Here is a 19359-nt window from a genome sequence, read left to right on the forward strand (position 1 = left end):
TCATTCATTTAACTAACGAGGAACGAGAGCTGAATAAGAAAACGACAAGGCTGCCGAGGAAACGTTCGGCAGCCTTCATTACGTTTTTGGGTAAATGTGCTCAGAAATGCCCATTCGATTGCGTCAGTGCTCTACCCTTACTCTTCCAATAGCCGACAGAGTATTTTTGCTTTTCCACGCCGTTTTCCATTTGTACAACTCATTATCTAAAATCGGTATTCCCCTTATATCGAAGGTCATCTTTTTCTGGTCTCAAACGCTTCTGGCTTCGTTGCTCCTCCAATAAACGGACCATATGCAATCGGACGTTTTCCGATTGCGGCGTGGCCCAAGAAGGGTGAGCGAGATTACGGGTTTCCAACGGATCCTCGGTTAAGTTGTAGAACTCGTATTGCTCAGGAACCGGATCGGTTTTGCAAGTAACATGACAAGTGGGAGTAGATGTTTGTTTTGGATCTGCACATACTTCTCCAAACAGCTGAATCGTGAGGTCTCGTACACCCGGTTCGCTCCAGAACTGCTCGTTGTCGAAGTAACGGGAAAATTTCCATAGCTGATTTGGCAGTCCGAGCTGTCCGGGTAGATCGGCGATAACGGTCTCGATGTGGTTAGGCTGAACGACAGAGGTGTAAGCTCTCCCTAATGGATTGAATTGATGCTGGCCACGTGTTATATCGTCATCGGTCATGAAATAAACCGGCTCCCTACGGAGGGAGACTCCCCCAAGCTCTTTGCGACCGAGTAAGTAAGGCGTAAGATCGCGGCCAACGAAGGGGCGGACTTCGCTGAAGCAGCTTTGCAGCCGGTATTGAATTCCGGGAATGTCTGCATCCGCAAGTCCAAGCATCGTAGGCAGAAGATCGACATGGGAGGTTAACTCTGAAAAGCTTTGCCTTTGCGGGAAGAGGTGCTTGTTGTGAATGAGGAAGGGCACATGCAGAACTTCTTCATAGGCGCAGTACATTTTCTGGTGCAGATGGCCGTGGGCGCCCAACAGCTCGCCGTGATCTGAAGTGAAAATGACAATAGTGTCGTCACTGAAAGAAGAGCGGCTCAGCGCTTCTAAGACTTTCATTATTTGCAAGTCGACATTTTTTTGCAACTGATAATACAGCTTTCGATAAAACGACTCATTTACGATTGGCTGCAGGGCTATTGGATAAGTATCCCGGTAGCTGGCCTGGCAACGTGGCTTCGTATTCAGAAATTCACCAATCGTGGGCGGAGGAAGGACTTCCGGCATCGGATCGACCTGGAAATGAAACAAGTTCGGTAGATGGTCGGTCAGCATACCATACAATGCAATATCGTGCGGGTTTACAAAGGAGGCGACGACGAGCCATGGCTTTGCACCAGAGTCGGTACGCTTTAGATGATCCAGCGCTTCAATCAGCTTAACAGTCTCAGTGCTGTAAACGACATCCCTGCCGCTCAAGCCTGTAGCTGCCGATGAAGCGGAATTACGAGGATTGCGGCCATGGGGTTCAGGCCCGATCCAAGATGAGAAGCCGAAGGCATACAGCGGATCTGCGGACAAATAAAGCTGTTCCCGCTGTGGGTCCGGCACACCAGTTGCAGGATTGTAGCTAGGCATATCATCTTTAGTTCCAGGAACCAGAATATCTTCATACGAAATATGCCATTTGCCTTTGTAATATGTTTGGTACCCTGCCTCGCGAAAGTAATTGCCCATCGTAGGCACAGTATTCGGCGGCAACCAGAACATATCTGAGTCGAAAGCACTCTTCGCGATGCCGTTCGTTTGCGTGACACCATGGAGTGAGGGGTAATGGCCGGTAAACATCGTAGCCCGGCTCGGACAGCACGCAGCGCTACCGATATAGTGACGGTGGAGTTCCACGCTATTCGTGCGCAACCGTTCGTGGGCGGGGAGATTTGTGAGCCGCCAAGCTCTAATCTCGGGGCTTTCGTAGAGAGGAGGATACCGCTCCTCATCGACAACAATCAGGAGGAAGTTCGGCTTATTTATCATATACACACCCCCGAATTAACCAGTTCTACCCTAGATGTATGCGGGGAAGGTAATCACCATGCTGATTAAAATGGGGACTCTCATTGCTTAAGGGAGCGTTAAGCTACGGGCAGTTATACGCAACTATCAAAGCATTTACAGTGTCTAAATATATGGGATTATTTGTTAGGAATGGAGAGTGGAGTGATGATTCCTTTAGGCTGCATATTTCAATCCATGGAGGACTGAAAAATCGATTACTCTTCGATTCGAACGCATAAAATCAGGATGGTGTACAATCATCTATTTTATGTAACGTCAAACCATAAAAGCATCTATATCAAAGCGAACAGGCAGCATACCGGTTGAGGTATTATTAAAGCATGGAAAACAGCAAATGGCTTCCAGTTTGTAAAAGTACGCGGCAAAGCAACCTTTATTTCATCCAGTCAGGATATTTATCCGCAGCTTCATCATAAGTGTAGAGTACATAAAGACCTAGAAACATTAGTATGTCTAGGTCTTTTCTTTGAAAAGAATTTGAATGTTCGTTTTTTGAGATCTATGACCGCATCAGAGCGTAGATGTTGGAGTAGCATGATGCTGTTGTGGATGCTGAGTATGGTGAGTATGATATGGATGCTGAGTATGGTGAGCATGATGGTGTTGAGGATGGTAGGCATGTTGATGCATAGGATGGTAGGCATGGTGATGCATGGGATGGTAGGCATGGTGATGCATGGGATGGTAGGCATGGTGATGCATAGGATGGTGGGCAAGATGATGCATAGGGTGATAAGCATGATGCTGATGTGGGTGATAGGCATGATGCGGATGGTAAACTTGTTGAGGCTGGGTATGGTAAGCCTGTTGATGATGTGGATGCATAGGATGATGCGCTCCAGGTGTTACGGAAGGCTGTTGATAAATAGGGAGATTATCCCCCGTCATTGTCGGAGTTTGTTGCGCTGGAAGGTGAGTCTCCGTTCTTGTTGCAGTTTGATAATCAGGAAGGTTAACCTCCGTTGATGAATTACGTTGTGTCATGTTTTTTCCCCTTTCGGTGTAGGCATACGTCATCCTATGCAAGGATTAGAAAGAAGGGCACATGACTATGCAAATTGGGCTCAGTAGTCTTGTTTTGCTAAAAAAGCCAGCTTTTTCGAACATATATCCAGTCCCCTACTTTCGCGATAATGGGGTTATTCCGACTCCGACTTTGAAAAAGGGCAAAGTAGGAGAAGTCCGGATGAACATAACGATCCGTCAAAAATGCAGATTTTGTGCTGCCTGGCATTCTGTGATTATTCAGGACAGTAATAACTTCTTCCTTCGATGCGATTCCGAGGCCATAACCATGTCCAAAAAAGAAACCGTTTTCCCCCATCATGACGACGTTTTCTCCTTTTCCCCAAGGAGTCTTAGGTTCATACTCGGGGTTCTCAAAATAGAGGATATCACCAGTCACAGCTTCCTCATTAACAGTCCGGTCGATGAGGTGCAAATTGCTATTAGAATAATAATCAAATACTAAAAGATCCGAATTCAGAATGTCAAATTGCCTAGCATCTATGGACTCTAATATGGCTTTGTATAAAACAACGACCACAGCCATTGAACATTCGAAAGCGTAAGAGGTTCCATTCGTGAATATATCCCGAATCGCATCTTGTGGAGCAACGCCACATTTCAACTGGAACCTGCCCTGATCTGTAATGTCCCAATACGTCGGGTTGCACATAGAGTTTTTGAAATCAGCAAAATAGACACCGCTTTTACTCAGCGCTCTTGAGGACTCCATGATTTGGCTTCGCATGTACAGTTCAAACAACAGGGTGTAAACCGAATCATACCGATACTCTAAAAGGCTGTTCTGTTTCTTTTGATAAATGGATAGTTCTAACTCAGACAGGGTGCCTTCTTCAAAGGCTACTTTGCTGGTACCTTCGATTACAATCATGGACTTCTCCTCATTTTGAAAGATCAGTAAGAGTGACACACCTATTTTTATGTGGAATATTGATTTTGTGTGCTTGATTATTTACTGATAAATATGGAGGAAGTGATTATGAATTACTTGAGAAGAGGCAGCAAGTAATTTAACATAAAAATGTAGCCAGATCCGCCTATATTATCAAGGCTATGTAAATGTATAATGGTACAACAAACAGAACTAACAATTGGTGAGAGCGTCGGAGCAATTAAAAAGCAATATAAGAAAGGTCTTACTTTTGAAAACGAAATGGCGACTAAACTTCCCGTTGGAGTAGAAATTTTTGATGGTGGACGATCAATACTAATTGTTAAATTAGAGGGGAAGGAAATTAGGTATCTTGGTATGATCGAGGGATGACTCATGGAACAATAGCTCAATAAACGAAGTCAGATATTGACATAATCAAGCGAAAAACGGTCGTCTAAAAACAGACGACCGTTTTTCTTTTTTATATATTTGCTCCGTTTAAGATACTAAGCGAATTGTTAAGTGCTGATTTGCACTGGCTGACATCAGGGTTTCCTGAACGAACTGCTGCCAATACAACGTCAATAGTTTCATCAATTTTGGTCCATGTTGTGCCATCTATTTTTCTAAGCTTAGTCTCCGATGTATCCCATTGGTGTTCTAAATCGTCAACGCCTTTTTTCGCTGAAGCAAAGTCATTTGAGTTTATATAGTTTAGCATATCACTTTCAATTTTAACGAAATCTGTTAATTGTCCAGCTAATGTATCTTGTGTAGAATCAGTTTGCGACGCTATATTATTGCTTAACCCAACATAACCGCCTATACTAACAACTAAGAAAATACACAGTACCACAACGGTTTGTCTCAAAACATTTTTCTTGCTACCATTTGCTGGGTTTGTTTCGGCTTTTTCATTTTTTGCCGTTGTATCAAATTTTGTAACAGCAAGAAAAACGATTAACGCTAAAATAGCTATAAGAAAAATTACACTAGTAACTGTTGTCCCCAAACCTAACGCCCCATTAGTTTTTGGTTGAGATAGGTAATCTCCTAATGATGCTCCGAGTGGACGAGTAAGAATATACGCAATCCAAAACGCTAATATCCCATCAAGTTTCATAAATTTCCATGCCAGGAATACACAAGCTATTATAATAACGACTATTATTCCTGTGTGAAGATAACCAAGACCGAGTTGTTCGGAAAATAAATCGCCGACTGCTGTTCCAAGTGCAAATGTGAAAAGAAGGGTAAGCCAATAGAAAACTTCTCTTTTTCTTGAATAAATCGAGTGTATCGAGAGTGTTTTTTCACTTAGATACCAAAAAAGAAAAGTTAATCCTAGTAGTATGGAAAAAATGACTGTACTAGTCTCAAGAGGTATTCCGACATTGTCTGTCAAATTATCAGTTACCAACGTCCCAAATACGCTAATAAGCACAACCGTTAGCCAATAAATGCCTGGAACATATTTCGTTGCTCTAAATTGAAAAATCAATACGATGAAAAACGCTATTCCCATAATTATTGTAGTGAGAGTTAAACCAAATCCGAGACTGAAATTTAGGAAATCAGCAAAAGTTTCACCGACAGTTGTGCATAATACCTTGATTATCCAGAAGAAAATAGTAACTTCTGGCACCTTGTTAAGTAAGATTTTCAATATATTTTGGTTCGCTTCCATACATAATTTCCTTTCATTGCAGTGGTTTCCCACAACTTGATTCTTACTGTTTTTTTAAAACACACTATAGGGAAAAATATAAAAACGAAAATTGAATTTTTTCCATCTCCTTTTAAACATTTTTTAATACGCTCAAAAGTCCCGAACAACCTCCCGTTTCATAAACACTCGAAACAGCTTATCCATTTAATAATCCTTTTATCTCCCCATACTTTGTATAGTACATGCTTCACATTAAAAAATAATGAGAATGTATTTCATTAATTTTAAGAGGATGATTAAGGTTTGGGAAACCACCAATTACCGGATGCTACTAACATACAAAGCAGCTTAATTGTATTCCCGTAATAATCGTTATTCTCGAAGCTGCTATTACTCATGTGCGTCCAAAGCTTATTAAGCCATTCCTGATTGCTGGAATGGATCATCGCGCTTACGGCAAAGGGAGAAACAAAGGCCAGATGATTATTAAATTCCAATGGCAAATCATTACCATTCAAAAAGTAGCCTTCACGAATTTTTCCCGGATCCCCATTTGTTTTCTTTTTGATCCAACTGTTCAACTTTGTGAATTGAGGTACGGCTCTTCGATCCCCATTCAAGATATAATCCAAAGGGATGCGCCATGGTGTCCGGCAAGCGTTCATGTAGTAGTCGCCATCAAAAGGACCTTCCAAATAATCAGGGGGAGCCGGTGCAAATTTGTGGTTTCGTTTTACTGCAAAATCAGGCAATAACCCGGTATTCGCGCTGTAATCATGAAAGAGTTGCTTGGTTATGGCGTAAGTTTTATTGACAACCCATGTCCATTTGGAATCCCCTGTAGTGATTTGAAAGGCTTTCATGTGATCAGTCAAAAAGTCAGAGGGCCGGGTTGCTGTATAATATTTGGGCGTAATATCCTTCTTTACCCAGTCCCCTAGTTTTAAGTACCATTCCTCCTGATTTACATCATGGATCAATATCGCATGGATAATTTTCTTAGCTTCTGTTAAGTAATTTATCTTTCCCTTACTTCCCCACTGGATATGTGCCAATAAAAGGGAATAAGCAATGTCCATATCACCGTCCGTGGCAGAGTCTCTGCCTTCAGCATCTATAATATTTCCGTTTTCATCTTTAATTTGTTTCCACGCCATTAACAAGGGATTATTGGAACTAGGATGAGCTTTGTAAAATCGGAACAACCCGTCAAAATAACTCTGGGCATTTGGGTCATAGCCAGCCAAAAAAGCAGTAAGAAGCATGCCATGCCCATGGCTTTCCGATGTAGATATGGAGCTCAACTTAGTTTGTTCCTGCACGACCAGATTGTAATAAACGTAATATTGATCTTGTTTCGTTGGATTTTGGATGAGATAATTCAATTTCCAAATATCATAAAAATCTTTTACAACCTGATCCAACTGTGCTTGGTTAACGTTATTGGGTCTTATGGTCCCTGTTTTATATTTCGTATGTTGTGGGAAAGGTCTTTTAGCTTTAATAGCACGTGTGTTGAAACGTAGGAAGCTTTTCCAGTTTTTAATATTCATTTCTAAAACCTCCCGAACCGCATAATATCATGAGATTATTATGAGTTTGGTAAGAAGTTAAGAACAGGTTTTTCGTACCTCCTGCGCAAAAATAAGGTAAGAGGAGAGAACACTCCTATAAGTTGTCTAAACTTGCCTTGAATGGATTGACACAATTGGTAGCTGCAGAAATCAAAGGAGATATCAAAATAAACGCGGTCTGTCCGGGAGGGGTAAGTACAGATATGGGTGGACCATCTGCTCCAAGAACTGGCGCAATGAAATTACTTAGGCGATATAATTCCGACTGGAGCGGCGACGAGCAAAGCTGCCGCGTGGCAGCTCTTTGCTCCGTTAGACGGGCAGAAATCTTGAATGAGCGTTGCAACTTACAAAGGCGACACTTATGATTGTTTTTGACAGGTTTTTTTTCAATTCGGAGTGGAGGCGTTGTGAATGGCGAATAACCTTGAATCTCAAGTTGGAGAAGTTGTGTCAGTCAGCCGTAGTGCAACTCATACTTTTAGCAAAGAGACTGTCGATGTCATTAAGCTTCTTGCTGGACTGGGAGTGGAAGGCGACGCACACATGGGAAAGACCGTAAAGCATCGTTCACGAGTTGCACAAAACCCGAATCAACCCAACCTGCGACAGGTTCATTTCATTCATTCGGAGTTGTTGGATGAACTACGAAATGCAGGTTTTCATGTCGAGACAGGGCAGATGGGCGAGAACATTACAACCCGTGGGATAAACATACTCGGACTGCCAACAGGCACAAAGTTGTATATCGGTGAATTAGCAGTTGTTGAAATCACGGGACTTCGCAATCCTTGCGCACAAATAGATAATTTCCAGGAGGGTCTATTACGTGCGGTTTTGGACCACGATAAGAACGGCAATCTAATCCGAAAGGCTGGTGTAATGGCTATCGTGCTAACTGGGGGAGAAGTTCGAGTTGGGGACCCAATCAGAGTTGACCTACCACCTGAACCATTTCGTCCTTTAGAACGAGTGTAAACTGACCCTGTTGTTAAATTCAGGACCGCTTTATTCCAATTCTATTCTTGAAAATTACCCCAAAGGTTGTCCGGATGCTTTCCGTAAGGCATTTGCCAATCGGTGTACCTCATCCTGGGCTAAACCAGCGTTATATAGACCCTTTAGTATTTCGATCAGTTTGTTTGCATCTTCAACTGTCATGGTTTGTACCTCCTCTTTTAAAAATTGATTATAGTACTTGGTTACATCTTGAATTACGTCGGCCCATCTTTTACCGTGTTCCGCCAGATAATCGATGGGGTCAGTATGAGTGCTTTCGTGCCATTTTTCAGTACATTGTAAATGGGAATTCAGTGTCTCGTTATCAATTACATCCAACGTTCTTTGATATAATTGGTATGCCGCTAACCAAACCCATCTATCATAAGCAGCAAGAAACTTTATGTGATCATGGGTTTGACAAAGCTCATTACCCAGGTACCGCTCGTTTGCAGTATGTCCCGCATTCCACGAGATATAGTTAAAATCTGCGACCTGAAGAATCTGCGTATCATCAGTAAACGTATGAACGAAAGCATCTTCAAAATGTGTCGTTTCGTAATTCCTTTCTCCAGCGGGTGTGTCATTATAAACGGCTGTAGCATGCATAACTACGCCTTCATATTGCCCGACACCCTTCCTAAAAGGTATCTGTGGCAAATTGGGGATAAAGTTTTGATTGATCTTATACTTTTCTATTGCGCGCATTCCCTTCATCTCCGTAACTAGTTTGTTTCTTTTATTCTATGAAGATTGTAAAAAGGTGTGTGGACGGGCAGGTTAGCAGTATACGGTGGTGTTATAAGTAAGTAAAATAACCGCTAAAAACTAAGCAATATTACTGCATAGTTTTTAGCGGCTTTTTGTTTTCAAACCCATCGTTTCATTTCACCACAATGCTGTTAATTAATCCGCCATAACTGCTGCCGCTTAAAATGACTTGGAAGGTAACGGTTCGGCTCTCACTTGGCAGCAACGCGAAGCTGTAATACTTCCAGTTGGACTTGTTAATTGCGCAACCACCAGTGCTGCCCATCACTTCGACAAACACATTCGAAAAGAAGTATGGCTGGGCTACCACTAGATTTACGGTACGGCTCCGAGCCGTATCGTTAGTTACGGTCAAGGTATAAGTGTTGCGGATGCCCCAGTTGCCCAAATTATCACCGTTGGCACACGTAAACGTTGTGTAGATTGGGTTGTTCGTATCCGTCAGTGGGCAGGTTATGCTTACCATATCGCTTCCCGGACAGTCATTTGTTTGCCAGGCGGCACTCTGCTGTAATAGAGACGACATAGGTTTGTTTAAGGCAGCGGCAGCAATAAATCCGGTTGCGATTCCTTTGTAGACAAGAGCCTCATTTTGGCCGCTCGGATCGATTCGCGTTACATACCCCAAATATGTGGCTGTACCGTCAATATTTGCGAATTCGTCATATGCGTAATTAAATACATATACGCTGCCACCCGTTACATCAAAGCCGACTGCGCCGTTAAAGATCGCACCCGGCGAAATGGAATTGTCGTTACGTTGGATCCATAATACTTCTTTCGGTTTAACCGTAAATGTACCTACCGTTCCCCCGCCTCCGCTCGTCTTGTTGAAAAACTGCATCCAACATGTAAATGCGTTGTTTCCGAATCCGACCCCAGTCACTCGGACGCTTATCGGCGTGTCGTTCGGATTATAGATTTGTAGTCCATATCCAATCGTGAGTCCTGTCATATTTTCATGCTCATAATAGGCTTGGCATTCCCCCGTCACCATCGACCATAAAAGATAATGGTTGCCAAATCCGGTTGCTTGATCGCCAAGATCGGAATCAAATAACTGCTCGGGATTGTTGCAGTACACAAATGTTCCATTATTGGGCGTAAAATTTAGAATTGTATTGGACGCCGTTGGTGCTTTACGCATTCTCGTTCCACAGGACGAAAACATGGAATTCTACCTCCTTCTGCTCTTCTCATAGTATATTATTAAACGTTCTAATAGCCTGAACCGGTATTATATCAGGTAGTTATTGCACATTATTTGACTGAAATAAGTTACCGTTGTTATTAGCGCGGTTCATTGAGAGATACTTTGGTATTTTCTAAAGTTCGCAGTGTTAAGTATTAATTATATTAAAAATTTCTTTACATAGAATCTATAACATTGACAAAGTATATTGAGAACGCTATGATATCTCTTGTTGATTTATGAAATAACAGGAGGTGTTTTGACTATGGCTGTTCCTCAAAGAAGAACGTCCAAAACACGTCGCGATAAGCGCCGTACTCACTTTAAACTGGCTGTGCCAGGAATGGTGAAGTGTGAACAATGTGCAGAATTAAAAATGGCACATCATGTTTGCAAAAACTGCGGTTCATATAAGGGTAGAGAGATCGTAAAAGCTCAATAATATGAATTGCATCTTAAATGACACTCTACAATTAGAGTGTCATTTTTGTATTATAAGACGGGAAGCATAATTAAAATGGAGAAAACATTTTTACATAAAAAGGAAATTTAAAATGTTTAACGAAAAGTATATCTTAGTTTAATCAAACTTTTTTTAAATAATCCATTATGAAAGGACGTTTGCAATGCCACTTACAGAAAAGAAAGTATTGGATTCAAATAATGGATTGGAATTACAGGATTTAAGAAATGAAGAGATACACAGGGTCTGTTTCAAAGAGGCATCTTTTAATGATGTTGATATGAGAGACTCTTCATTTGCGCATACGAATTTTGTGAATTCTAAATGGGAACATATTTATTTCTCGGGTGTAACCATTAATATGATTCAGATGGGAGGAACTATATTTGAGAATATTGTTCGTCCTAAAGCGGAAAAAAGCCAGTTGCTTGGAGAGCCTGGTACGGGAAATTGGGTAAATGTCGAGCCAGTTATGTTTAAAAACAGTGATTTGAGTACAGCCGTATTTGACTCATGCAATCTTACGAACGTGGAACTCAAGAATTGTAATATTGATGGGTTAAGAATTGATGGGATTTTGATTAAAGATTTAATAGAGAAGGTTTAGTAGTTATTTAGTATCAAAAGGGCTGCAGGGGGCAGCCCTCGGTATTCGCTTGCTTCTAGAGGCCCAGCGGTACTGCAAAAAATCGGGGATTAATATAATATCAACGTAAGTTATTTGGAGAGCAGTTTCAAAAACTCGCGCATGAAGCCTGGTAAATCCGGCCAAGCGTGACCAGTGACTAATTTCCCATCCACATGAAGTGGATCTGTCGTATACAATGCTCCGAGCTGCTCCACATCTAAACGACAAGCGTTATAAGCAGTCATGGTGCGGCCTTCAAAAAAACGATTGTCTTTTAAAGCGGAGAATACCAGTGCAGCATGGCAAATAGCGCCGATTGGTTTATCAGCTTCAAGGAAGTGACGAATGATACGTGGAACATGCTCGTTCGAACGAATGTATTCTGGGGCTCTGCCTCCAGGAATGATTAAACCATCATATTGACTAGGATCCACATCAACGAAAGCAATGTGTGACGGCAGCAGATGCCCCGGCTTCTCTGTGTAGGTCTCCCAATCGTCGACAAAATCGTGAACGACTGTACGAAGTACTTTCTTCGTCGGTGAAGCAATTACGGCCTCGTACCCTTCCTCTAATACACGAAAATATGGGTAATAAACTTCCAGAACTTCTGCAGCATCACCAGTTAGAATTAAGATCCTCTTTGACATGAAATCACTCCTTGGAAATAGATGGTAGCCCACCTATAATTATGAATAAACCTCGTTTCGTTGTAAACGGGTGGAATTTGATACGATTTGTCGAATCGAACGAATGAAGCTATTTATCCCAAAGACTCTTTACCACTCATCCTACTAAAAGTATAATAGGCTTAGAACAAATGTTCTGGGATTGGAGTTGAGTACTAATGAGTATAAGTAATCGTGAGAATAAAAAGATAGCAAACGTAATGGCTAATGCTTTACTTAGCCAGCAATTTATTATTGTAAAGATTTATAATGAGGCTGGGGATGGGCAAATTACAGGTCTAATAACCAAAATTGATCAAGAGATAAGAAGAGTAAAGTTATCCCACGAAAATGGTACGGATTGGGTAGCATTTGACGATATTTTGAATGTAGAATTGGTGGAATAGTACTTTTGCAAGGACAGTGTTAAAAGGAGGCATGCTGGGAGCTCAGCATGTCTTTTTTCTTTGGTTCAGTCTCAAGACTGATTGTGATTTCATACCCGGGCTTGAATGAAAGACAGTGTCGTCATTATATAATGAAAACATTAGTAGTATTCTGCTTGGAGACTTGCTTGTAGGGGAGGGAAATGGAATATGGTGAGTACAAAAATAAATTCGAACTCTTTGGATTCGTTTACCCATTCAACCGTAGTTTCGAAGGACGGGACCACAATTGGCTACCAAAGTATAGGCAAGGGTCCGAGTCTCATTGTAATCCACGGGGCGCTTAGTACTTCGAATGATTTTACCAAGTTTGCCCGAGAATTGTCGGATTCCTTTAGAGTCCATGTTATGGATCGACGTGGACGTGGAGGGAGTGGACCGCAAGGGAATGACTATTCCATCAGTAAGGAATGTGAAGATGTAAATAGCGTACAAGAAGCAACGGGAGCAACCTATGTATTCGGACATAGCTACGGCGGGCTTGTAGCTTTGGAAACTGCGCGAACAAATACCTTTAAGAAAATGGCCGTCTATGAACCTGGCGTTTCAATTAAGTCGACACCAACAGAATGGGATTGGCTGCCTGAATATGAAAATGATATGAATAGGAAAGATTTTAGGGGGGCATTTGCCAGCTTTGTAAAGGGTGCAGCTCACTCGCCCTTAAAAAAGTTACCGAAATGGTATGCAAAACTTATTTTACGTTTGGTGATACGAGGGAATCATTGGGATCAGATGGAAAAACTATTGCCAGAAAATTTAATTGAGCACAGAGAAGTGAAACGTTTGGCATCCACTTTCAGTAATTACCAAATGATTGATGCGAATGTCCTATTAATTTCTGGGGGGAAGAGTCCAGATTCTGTACATCAAATGATTCGCGTATTGGATGAAACAATTTCACGAACACAAACGTTGATTTTACCAAATCTAGATCATCTCGCTCCGGACAATAAATACGCACCGGTCGAAGTGGCACAGCATGTAAAGCGGTATTTTCTAAGTTGAACTTTGGTGCCTAAATCGACCATATTATTGTATAATCAAATAAACGTTTTGAAAGTGAGCTGAAAGCTGATGATGTGGTCACCATTATTTGAAAATGATGTACCTGCAGTTATTCTCCCTTAACGGTAGAATAACTACATCTCATCTTTATTGGTGTACTGTTGGTCATTCGAAAAGAATAAGTATCATAAAAAAGCTGATAGGTGTTATATTGCCGATCAGTTTTTTTGAAAAATGAGAGCTAAGGCACAAGAAATACTAGCAGGAATGTCGAAAGGGAGGAACCAACCTTGGTCAACGCCATCATAGAAGTGGACGGACTCGTTAAACGGTATGGGAAATTCACCGCGGTGAATGGCATACATTTCGAAGTGCGTGAAGGGGAAGTGTTTGGACTGCTCGGCCCAAATGGGGCGGGCAAAACGACAACGATGGAAATGATCGAAGGTCTGCGGCGACCGGATGAAGGGAGAGCACTTGTCGCAGGCTTCGATACGAAAAAAGATTTGAAAAAGGTCAAGGAAATCATTGGCGTTCAGCTCCAATCGACGTCACTGTTCGACCTGCTCCACGTTCACGAGATTATCCGCATGTACGCAAGCTTTTATCCAAGTTCAGTTCCGATCGAGCCGCTGCTCGACGATATGTTATTGCGCGAAAAAAAGAATGACCGCGTCAAAAACTTATCCGGCGGCCAGAAGCAACGACTCGCCATTGCGTTGGCGCTCGTGAACGATCCAAAGGTGGTCTTTCTGGACGAGCCGACAACCGGACTCGATCCTCAAGCCCGTCGTACGTTGTGGGATATTGTCCTTCGCCTGAAGGAGCGCGGTAAGACTGTGGTGATCTCAACACACTACATGGAAGAGGCTCATGTGCTTTGCGACCGCATCTGCCTCATGGATAAGGGACAAATCGTTGCACTGGACACGCCGGAGCAGCTCGTCCGCAGCCTGCAGTCAGACAGCGCCATCGAGTTTCGCTTGTCGGAGCAGATTCGAGAAGATGAGGCGCGAAAGCAGGAAGTGCTGACGCTAATCCAATCATTGCCTGATGTAAAGCAAGTTGACCAGCGTAAAGACACGTTTGTGCTGTACACGGATCATTTACAAAATACGCTGACTGCATTTGTACAACAAACTGCTGAGCAGAACATCAAGGTTTCTGATCTGCAAACGCGCACGGCAACGCTCGAGGACGTGTTCATCCACATGACGGGAAGGAGCCTGAGGGAAGAATGAAAGCGTATCGTCAATTGACCTTAGCTCAGTTACGACTATTTGGGCGAAATCGGCAAGTATTATTTTGGACGCTCGTTTTTCCAATCTTTTTCATGGTGATGCTGGGTTCATTCTTAGGAAAAGGGGACAGCACATCGCTCTCCGTCACCGTTATCGACCAAGACCAGACGACTGCGTCGAAGGCGCTTATATCCTCTATGAAGCAGCTATCCATATTAAAATTAACTGAAAGCACAGATCTCAACGCGGCGATGAAAGATCTTAAGCATGGCGATCGGCAGCTTGTCGTTGCTGTTCCAAAAGGGTATGAAGCTGCTGTGAGCGCTAAAAAAGCCTCTATGGAAGGGTCCAAACTCACCGTCTACTACGACGAGACGAGCCAAACAACCAATCAGATCGGGCTCCCCATTATGTCTCAGATCGCCGATGGGATTAGCAAGCAGATCGTGGGCTACAACCCTGTCATCACGATTCAATCAGAGGCGGTCCAATCTCTTAACCTGAAGTATATCGACTTCCTCGTCCCAGGCATCGTTGCTATGATGATTATGAGTAATAATTTGAATGGCGTCGCCGGCCAAATTGCATCTTGGCGCGAGCGGGGTATACTTCGGCGTCTTCAGAGTACGCCGCTCCAACCTCGGAGCTTCATTGCCGCACAAATCACGGCCCGACTGGTGTTGAACGGCGCACAGGCGATCATCGTGCTGCTAATCGGGAGCCTGATTTTCGGAACGCAGGTGAACGGTTCGTGGATACTTCTGCTAATGTTCGTGGTACTCGGGACACTGACGTTCATGTCGATCGGCTTTATCATCGCCGCGCTCGCCAAAACGCCGGAAAGTGCTGGCCCGATTGCTGGCTTCGTCTCCTTCCCACTTCTTTTTCTAGGTGGCGTCTTCTTTCCGATCAAGAATATGCCTGACTGGCTGCAGCCCGTAGTCAAGTTGCTGCCGATCGCGCATCTGTCCACAGCACTGCGCCAAATCATGAATGTCGGAGCCACACTTACAGACATGTGGCCTGAAGCCGCGCTGCTTGGCGGCTGGATGCTTGTAGCCTTCATTATCGCCAGCCTAACATTCAAGTGGGAGTAACGGAAAAAGCTTATCCATGTATACTTTGCTTTTTATTTGGCAATAATACTGTTTATTGCGTTAAAAACGGAAAAGAAAGAAAACCTGTTTACCGGATAATGTTCGAATTATAAAATGTATCCATATTGGAATTGAAATTGAATGAAGTATTGCCTGCAATATGGTAATTTCTCTTTTCAGGTAAGACGCAAGAATGAAGAAGCTGAGATCAATGATCCAGCTTCTTTTTACGTTTCAGCACGGAATTTGGTCCCATCATCACGGAAGTAATATGCAATTTCATCTGTTCTCGTGCTCAGTCTTACGGATTTATTAGTAAACTTTTCGATGATTCCGCGATCTACTTCGCAGTAAACACCATCAGCATCCGTCTGCCACACAGAAACCGGAGTTTGTGATAATGCTGCGGCAAATAGATCTGCATCGGATTCCAGCATCTTAGGCATTAGCGTCGACCTCACCTTCGGATAGGTCAATTGCGACCAGCTTTATACAAAATAATACTTGAGTATATGTAATAGCTTATCATGTAATCACGGCGGTTATGTTAAAATAACAACATAGACTAGGCTCATGAAAGTTTTGTTTGGAGTTGAAAATTAATGTACTTGAGAAGCCTTGAGATTCTGAGGAATGATCATACCGATCCGAAAACCTATCCATTTTCTATACCTGCTGTGAAATCTTTAAAGTCACTTTCTTTTCGAACGAATGTCACCTTTCTTGTTGGGGAGAATGGTTCGGGTAAATCAACACTTCTTGAAGCAATTGCTTATCAAAGCGGGTTTAATACGGCTGGAGGAGGGAAGAACAACTATTATGATGTGAAGGCTTCGCATTCCATTCTGGGGGATCATATTCGTCTTTCATGGATGCCAAAAATCACGAATGGTTTTTTCCTAAGAGCAGAGACTTTTTATCACTTTGCCTCCCATCTGGATACTTTGCCCGAAAGCCTGCAGTATTACGGTGGTCGTTCTTTACATGAGCAATCGCATGGTGAAGCGTTTCTTTCTCTTTTTAAACATCGTTTTGGAAAAAAGGCGATTTACCTTCTCGACGAACCTGAGGCAGCTTTATCCCCTGCAAGGCAATTGGCATTAATGCGTGTTATCAAGGATTTAGAGAATGAAGCTCAGTTCATCATTGCAACACATTCTCCGATACTTCTCGGATTTCCAGATGCACAGATTATTAACTTTGATGTTCATCCCATAGAGGAAATTAGATATGAGGACACGCTGCATTACATTATCACAAGAAGGTTTCTTGAAAACAGAAAGACGGTCTTGCAGGAGCTATTTTCCGATTCTGATGATAACAATTAACGAAAAACATAATTTAACAGGAGCTGCTATGAAGCGGCTTCTTTTTTATTGCATTACTGAGAAAAGGTCTGCCGCGTAGCGTACCTTTACTCCAATAATGGGCATATTAAATATTAAGGGAATTTAAATTGAGATAATGGATAAAAATAATCAATAAAACAAGGGAGTATAACTATGAATTCAAACCATGTACCATTGACGTCATCGGAAATAGGAAACTTGTGGATGACTTATCAAGAAAAAACAATGTTATTGAGGTTTTTAGAGTATTTCCTTGAGCATGTAGAAGATGAAGAAATTCAAAAAATCTTAAAATCAACTTACGATTCATCGGAACAAATTGTAGAATCCATTAAAAATATTTTCCAACAAGAAGGAGCCGTTATTCCACTTGGCTTTACAGTGAATGACGTTAATAAAGGAGTTCCTAAGTTATTTGATTATCTGTATGAACCCATGTTTTTACATATGATAAGCAAGATTGAAGCTAGTCTTTTTGCATTGTACTCAACGATGTCCTATCGTAAAGATATAAGACAACTATTTAAGCAATTAACAGCAAACGCACAAGAGATGTTTGACCAATGTGCACAGTTTCTTTTAGATAAAGGGGTTCTTGTTCGCCCGCCTTTTATGACAATGCCCAAAGAAATTTCCTTTATTAAGGATGAAAATTATTTATCAGGGTTCAATTTGCTAAGGGAAAAAAGATCATTAAATGCCATTGAAATTTCCCTTATACATCATGCCATTGAGGCCAACCTTACAGGCATGCAATTAATGATTGGTTTCGCCCAAGTAGCTAATGATACGAAAGTAAAAGAATATTTTGTTGAAGGAATGAAATTGTCAAAGGAAGTTGAAACAACACTAGGTGAATATTTACGTCAGGATTACATAGAGCCACCTGCTTCTCATGCAGGGAAAGCGACGAATTCTACGGTTGCTCCATTTTCGGATAAGTTAATGATGTATATCACTAACTTGTTAGGATCATTTGGTATTGGGAGCAATGCACTCGGTGGAGCTTTTAGTTTGCGAAGTGATTTGCTGGTGACGATGGCTCGACTTACTCAGAAAATTATACCCTTTGTTAAAGATGGTGGAGAAATAATGATCAAACACGGTTGGATGGAGGAACCACCACAAGTAGAAGATAGAAAACAACTAACTAAATCATGATGAAATTTAGGCTGCCGCAATTTATGTGGCAGCTTATTTTTGCTAACGGACAATTGAAGCACAATAAACATTTATTTGGGATTGATTGTTAATTTGGCAATTTAAGGAGGTATAATGTCTTGAGTAGAGATTTAGATGTAGTGGCAGGGGTTTATCAATCGGTTATGTTTTTCATATAATATTCAATAATATCTTTCCGGCGAATAATTCCTATGAAAATATTTTCGTCATCTACAACCGGAACAAAATTTTGATCGGCTGCTAGCGCAAGCATATCCTCCATGTATGCATTAATTGAAACGGACTCATTATGAATATGCTTCTCGATTTCGCTCACTGGCACTTGATGGATATTATCAAAATGAATCCCAGGTGTATTCTTTAACGTCCATAATAGGTCACCTTCCGACAATGTACCTACATATTTCCCGTCACTATCCACAAGGGGAAGTGCTGTGTAATAGTGATTTTCTAATTCTTCTAAAGCTTCCCGCATGGAAGCTGACGATGTGATAAAAGTAACCTTGTCTTTGGGTAATAGAAAAGAGGCTATTTTCATGGTTATAAACTCCTTTTCTCTGAAATTTCAATTAATTATATGTTCATTAAAACATAAATGTCTTAAAAAGGCATTGAAAGATGTTTCCATTTAAACAGGAGACACTAGTCTTAATAAATGATTTCATCCAAAACTTGCGTTAGCCTAACCAGATCCTCCCTAATATCCCGGCAAGACCTACTGATCATACTCAACTCTCTCCAGCCTTCCTCTATCTCAGCAATCATCAGGTCAATATCTCCATTAGTGATCTTTCTTTCATCCATATTGGTCAGCATTCGATGCTCCTTTAATCATGTTAATTGTTTATTGTTTCAATATTATAAGTTTCGTTATGTTCTTCAAGAATGAGGGTGTAGAAGATAGTCGAATAATGAACAGCAGCTAAACGGACAAATTGTGATTGCATGTCAGGAAATACTGGAGTTCATGCCAGCGTACCATCGAGCTCCTAAAGTGTTGACTTTGGCTGCTGAAACCCATATTGTGGAATCGGAAGCATAAAGAGATGGATGCAGCTGAATCAGAGACGCATCGCGAGGATTTGCAGCATCGTGACGGTTCTTTTTTTATTTGAGAATATTGTTGATCGAGGGAAA

The 19359-nt window shown here is 41.8% G+C and carries 21 protein-coding genes and 1 pseudogene; 11 read left to right on the forward strand and 11 right to left on the reverse strand.

Annotation, left to right across the window (positions count from 1 at the left end):
* Positions 1-202: 202 nt before the first annotated feature.
* The 3 genes from AC58UU_RS16785 to tgl all read right to left on the reverse strand — a co-directional run bounded on the left by AC58UU_RS16785 (position 203) and on the right by tgl (position 3932).
* On the reverse strand, positions 203-1993 hold the full coding sequence (locus AC58UU_RS16785) for a sulfatase family protein (protein ID WP_497317444.1): 1791 nt from the start codon (positions 1991-1993) through the stop codon (positions 203-205).
* Between the two features lie 552 nt (positions 1994-2545).
* The gene (locus AC58UU_RS16790) at positions 2546-3019 is read right to left on the reverse strand and encodes a hypothetical protein (RefSeq protein ID WP_497317446.1); all 474 of its coding nucleotides are present in this window, start codon (positions 3017-3019) and stop codon (positions 2546-2548) included.
* Positions 3020-3116: 97 nt separating this feature from the next.
* A complete protein-coding gene (gene tgl / locus AC58UU_RS16795; RefSeq protein WP_497317447.1) occupies positions 3117-3932 on the reverse strand; it encodes a spore coat transglutaminase TGL in 816 nt (271 codons plus the stop codon).
* A 195-nt stretch (positions 3933-4127) separates the two neighbouring features.
* Between tgl and AC58UU_RS16800 the strand changes: the two genes are divergently transcribed.
* On the forward strand, positions 4128-4325 hold the full coding sequence (locus AC58UU_RS16800; protein WP_497317449.1) for a hypothetical protein: 198 nt from the start codon (positions 4128-4130) through the stop codon (positions 4323-4325).
* A 91-nt stretch (positions 4326-4416) separates the two neighbouring features.
* Here the strand turns inward: AC58UU_RS16800 and AC58UU_RS16805 are convergent, their stop codons facing one another.
* Complete coding sequence (locus AC58UU_RS16805) at positions 4417-5622, reverse strand: COG4705 family protein (protein ID WP_497317451.1); 1206 nt, start codon at positions 5620-5622, stop codon at positions 4417-4419.
* Between the two features lie 278 nt (positions 5623-5900).
* A complete protein-coding gene (locus AC58UU_RS16810) occupies positions 5901-7157 on the reverse strand; it encodes a family 8 glycosyl hydrolase (protein ID WP_497317453.1) in 1257 nt (418 codons plus the stop codon).
* Between the two features lie 113 nt (positions 7158-7270).
* On the opposite strand from AC58UU_RS16810, the pseudogene AC58UU_RS16815 reads away from it, so the two are divergent.
* Positions 7271-7408: pseudogene (locus tag AC58UU_RS16815) on the forward strand (SDR family NAD(P)-dependent oxidoreductase); the annotation flags it as partial.
* A 184-nt stretch (positions 7409-7592) separates the two neighbouring features.
* The gene (locus AC58UU_RS16820; protein ID WP_497317455.1) at positions 7593-8156 is read left to right on the forward strand and encodes an MOSC domain-containing protein; all 564 of its coding nucleotides are present in this window, start codon (positions 7593-7595) and stop codon (positions 8154-8156) included.
* Positions 8157-8210: 54 nt separating this feature from the next.
* Here AC58UU_RS16820 and AC58UU_RS16825 read toward each other — a convergent pair whose 3' ends face one another.
* A complete protein-coding gene (locus tag AC58UU_RS16825; protein WP_497317457.1) occupies positions 8211-8885 on the reverse strand; it encodes a peptidoglycan recognition protein family protein in 675 nt (224 codons plus the stop codon).
* A 175-nt stretch (positions 8886-9060) separates the two neighbouring features.
* Positions 9061-10119 (reverse strand): hypothetical protein, encoded by a 1059-nt coding sequence (locus tag AC58UU_RS16830; RefSeq protein WP_497317459.1) that lies wholly within the window; start codon positions 10117-10119, stop codon positions 9061-9063.
* Positions 10120-10405: 286 nt separating this feature from the next.
* Between AC58UU_RS16830 and rpmF the strand changes: the two genes are divergently transcribed.
* Both rpmF and AC58UU_RS16840 read left to right on the forward strand, forming a co-directional pair.
* Entirely contained in the window at positions 10406-10582 is a 177-nt protein-coding gene (gene rpmF, locus AC58UU_RS16835) for a 50S ribosomal protein L32 (RefSeq protein ID WP_029193705.1), read from the forward strand.
* A gap of 184 nt (positions 10583-10766) precedes the next feature.
* On the forward strand, positions 10767-11210 hold the full coding sequence (locus AC58UU_RS16840) for a pentapeptide repeat-containing protein (protein ID WP_497317461.1): 444 nt from the start codon (positions 10767-10769) through the stop codon (positions 11208-11210).
* 110 nt (positions 11211-11320) lie between these two features.
* Here the strand turns inward: AC58UU_RS16840 and AC58UU_RS16845 are convergent, their stop codons facing one another.
* Positions 11321-11881 (reverse strand): DJ-1/PfpI family protein, encoded by a 561-nt coding sequence (locus AC58UU_RS16845; RefSeq protein ID WP_497317463.1) that lies wholly within the window; start codon positions 11879-11881, stop codon positions 11321-11323.
* Positions 11882-12078: 197 nt separating this feature from the next.
* Here AC58UU_RS16845 and AC58UU_RS16850 point away from each other — a divergent pair, with 197 nt between their 5' ends.
* The 4 genes from AC58UU_RS16850 to AC58UU_RS16865 all read left to right on the forward strand — a co-directional run bounded on the left by AC58UU_RS16850 (position 12079) and on the right by AC58UU_RS16865 (position 15691).
* Complete coding sequence (locus AC58UU_RS16850) at positions 12079-12306, forward strand: YolD-like family protein (protein ID WP_307552523.1); 228 nt, start codon at positions 12079-12081, stop codon at positions 12304-12306.
* Between the two features lie 189 nt (positions 12307-12495).
* Positions 12496-13353 (forward strand): alpha/beta fold hydrolase, encoded by an 858-nt coding sequence (locus tag AC58UU_RS16855; protein WP_497317466.1) that lies wholly within the window; start codon positions 12496-12498, stop codon positions 13351-13353.
* 290 nt (positions 13354-13643) lie between these two features.
* Entirely contained in the window at positions 13644-14594 is a 951-nt protein-coding gene (locus tag AC58UU_RS16860) for an ABC transporter ATP-binding protein (protein ID WP_497317468.1), read from the forward strand.
* A complete protein-coding gene (locus AC58UU_RS16865; RefSeq protein ID WP_497317470.1) occupies positions 14591-15691 on the forward strand; it encodes an ABC transporter permease in 1101 nt (366 codons plus the stop codon). The genes AC58UU_RS16860 and AC58UU_RS16865 overlap by 4 nt, the downstream gene beginning before the upstream one ends.
* Positions 15692-15918: 227 nt before the next feature.
* On the opposite strand, the gene AC58UU_RS16870 is transcribed toward AC58UU_RS16865, so the two are convergent.
* Positions 15919-16137, reverse strand: coding sequence for a hypothetical protein (locus AC58UU_RS16870; protein WP_497317472.1), 219 nt, complete (start codon positions 16135-16137; stop codon positions 15919-15921).
* A gap of 156 nt (positions 16138-16293) precedes the next feature.
* Between AC58UU_RS16870 and AC58UU_RS16875 the strand changes: the two genes are divergently transcribed.
* A complete protein-coding gene (locus AC58UU_RS16875; RefSeq protein ID WP_497317474.1) occupies positions 16294-17019 on the forward strand; it encodes an AAA family ATPase in 726 nt (241 codons plus the stop codon).
* A 174-nt stretch (positions 17020-17193) separates the two neighbouring features.
* Complete coding sequence (locus AC58UU_RS16880; protein WP_497317476.1) at positions 17194-18201, forward strand: DUF3231 family protein; 1008 nt, start codon at positions 17194-17196, stop codon at positions 18199-18201.
* A gap of 154 nt (positions 18202-18355) precedes the next feature.
* On the opposite strand, the gene AC58UU_RS16885 is transcribed toward AC58UU_RS16880, so the two are convergent.
* Both AC58UU_RS16885 and AC58UU_RS16890 read right to left on the reverse strand, forming a co-directional pair.
* Positions 18356-18760 (reverse strand): CBS domain-containing protein, encoded by a 405-nt coding sequence (locus AC58UU_RS16885; protein WP_497317478.1) that lies wholly within the window; start codon positions 18758-18760, stop codon positions 18356-18358.
* Between the two features lie 110 nt (positions 18761-18870).
* Complete coding sequence (locus AC58UU_RS16890; RefSeq protein ID WP_497317480.1) at positions 18871-19038, reverse strand: SH3 domain-containing protein; 168 nt, start codon at positions 19036-19038, stop codon at positions 18871-18873.
* Positions 19039-19359 lie beyond the last annotated feature (321 nt).

This window comes from Paenibacillus sp. JT22N1 (assembly GCF_059692155.1).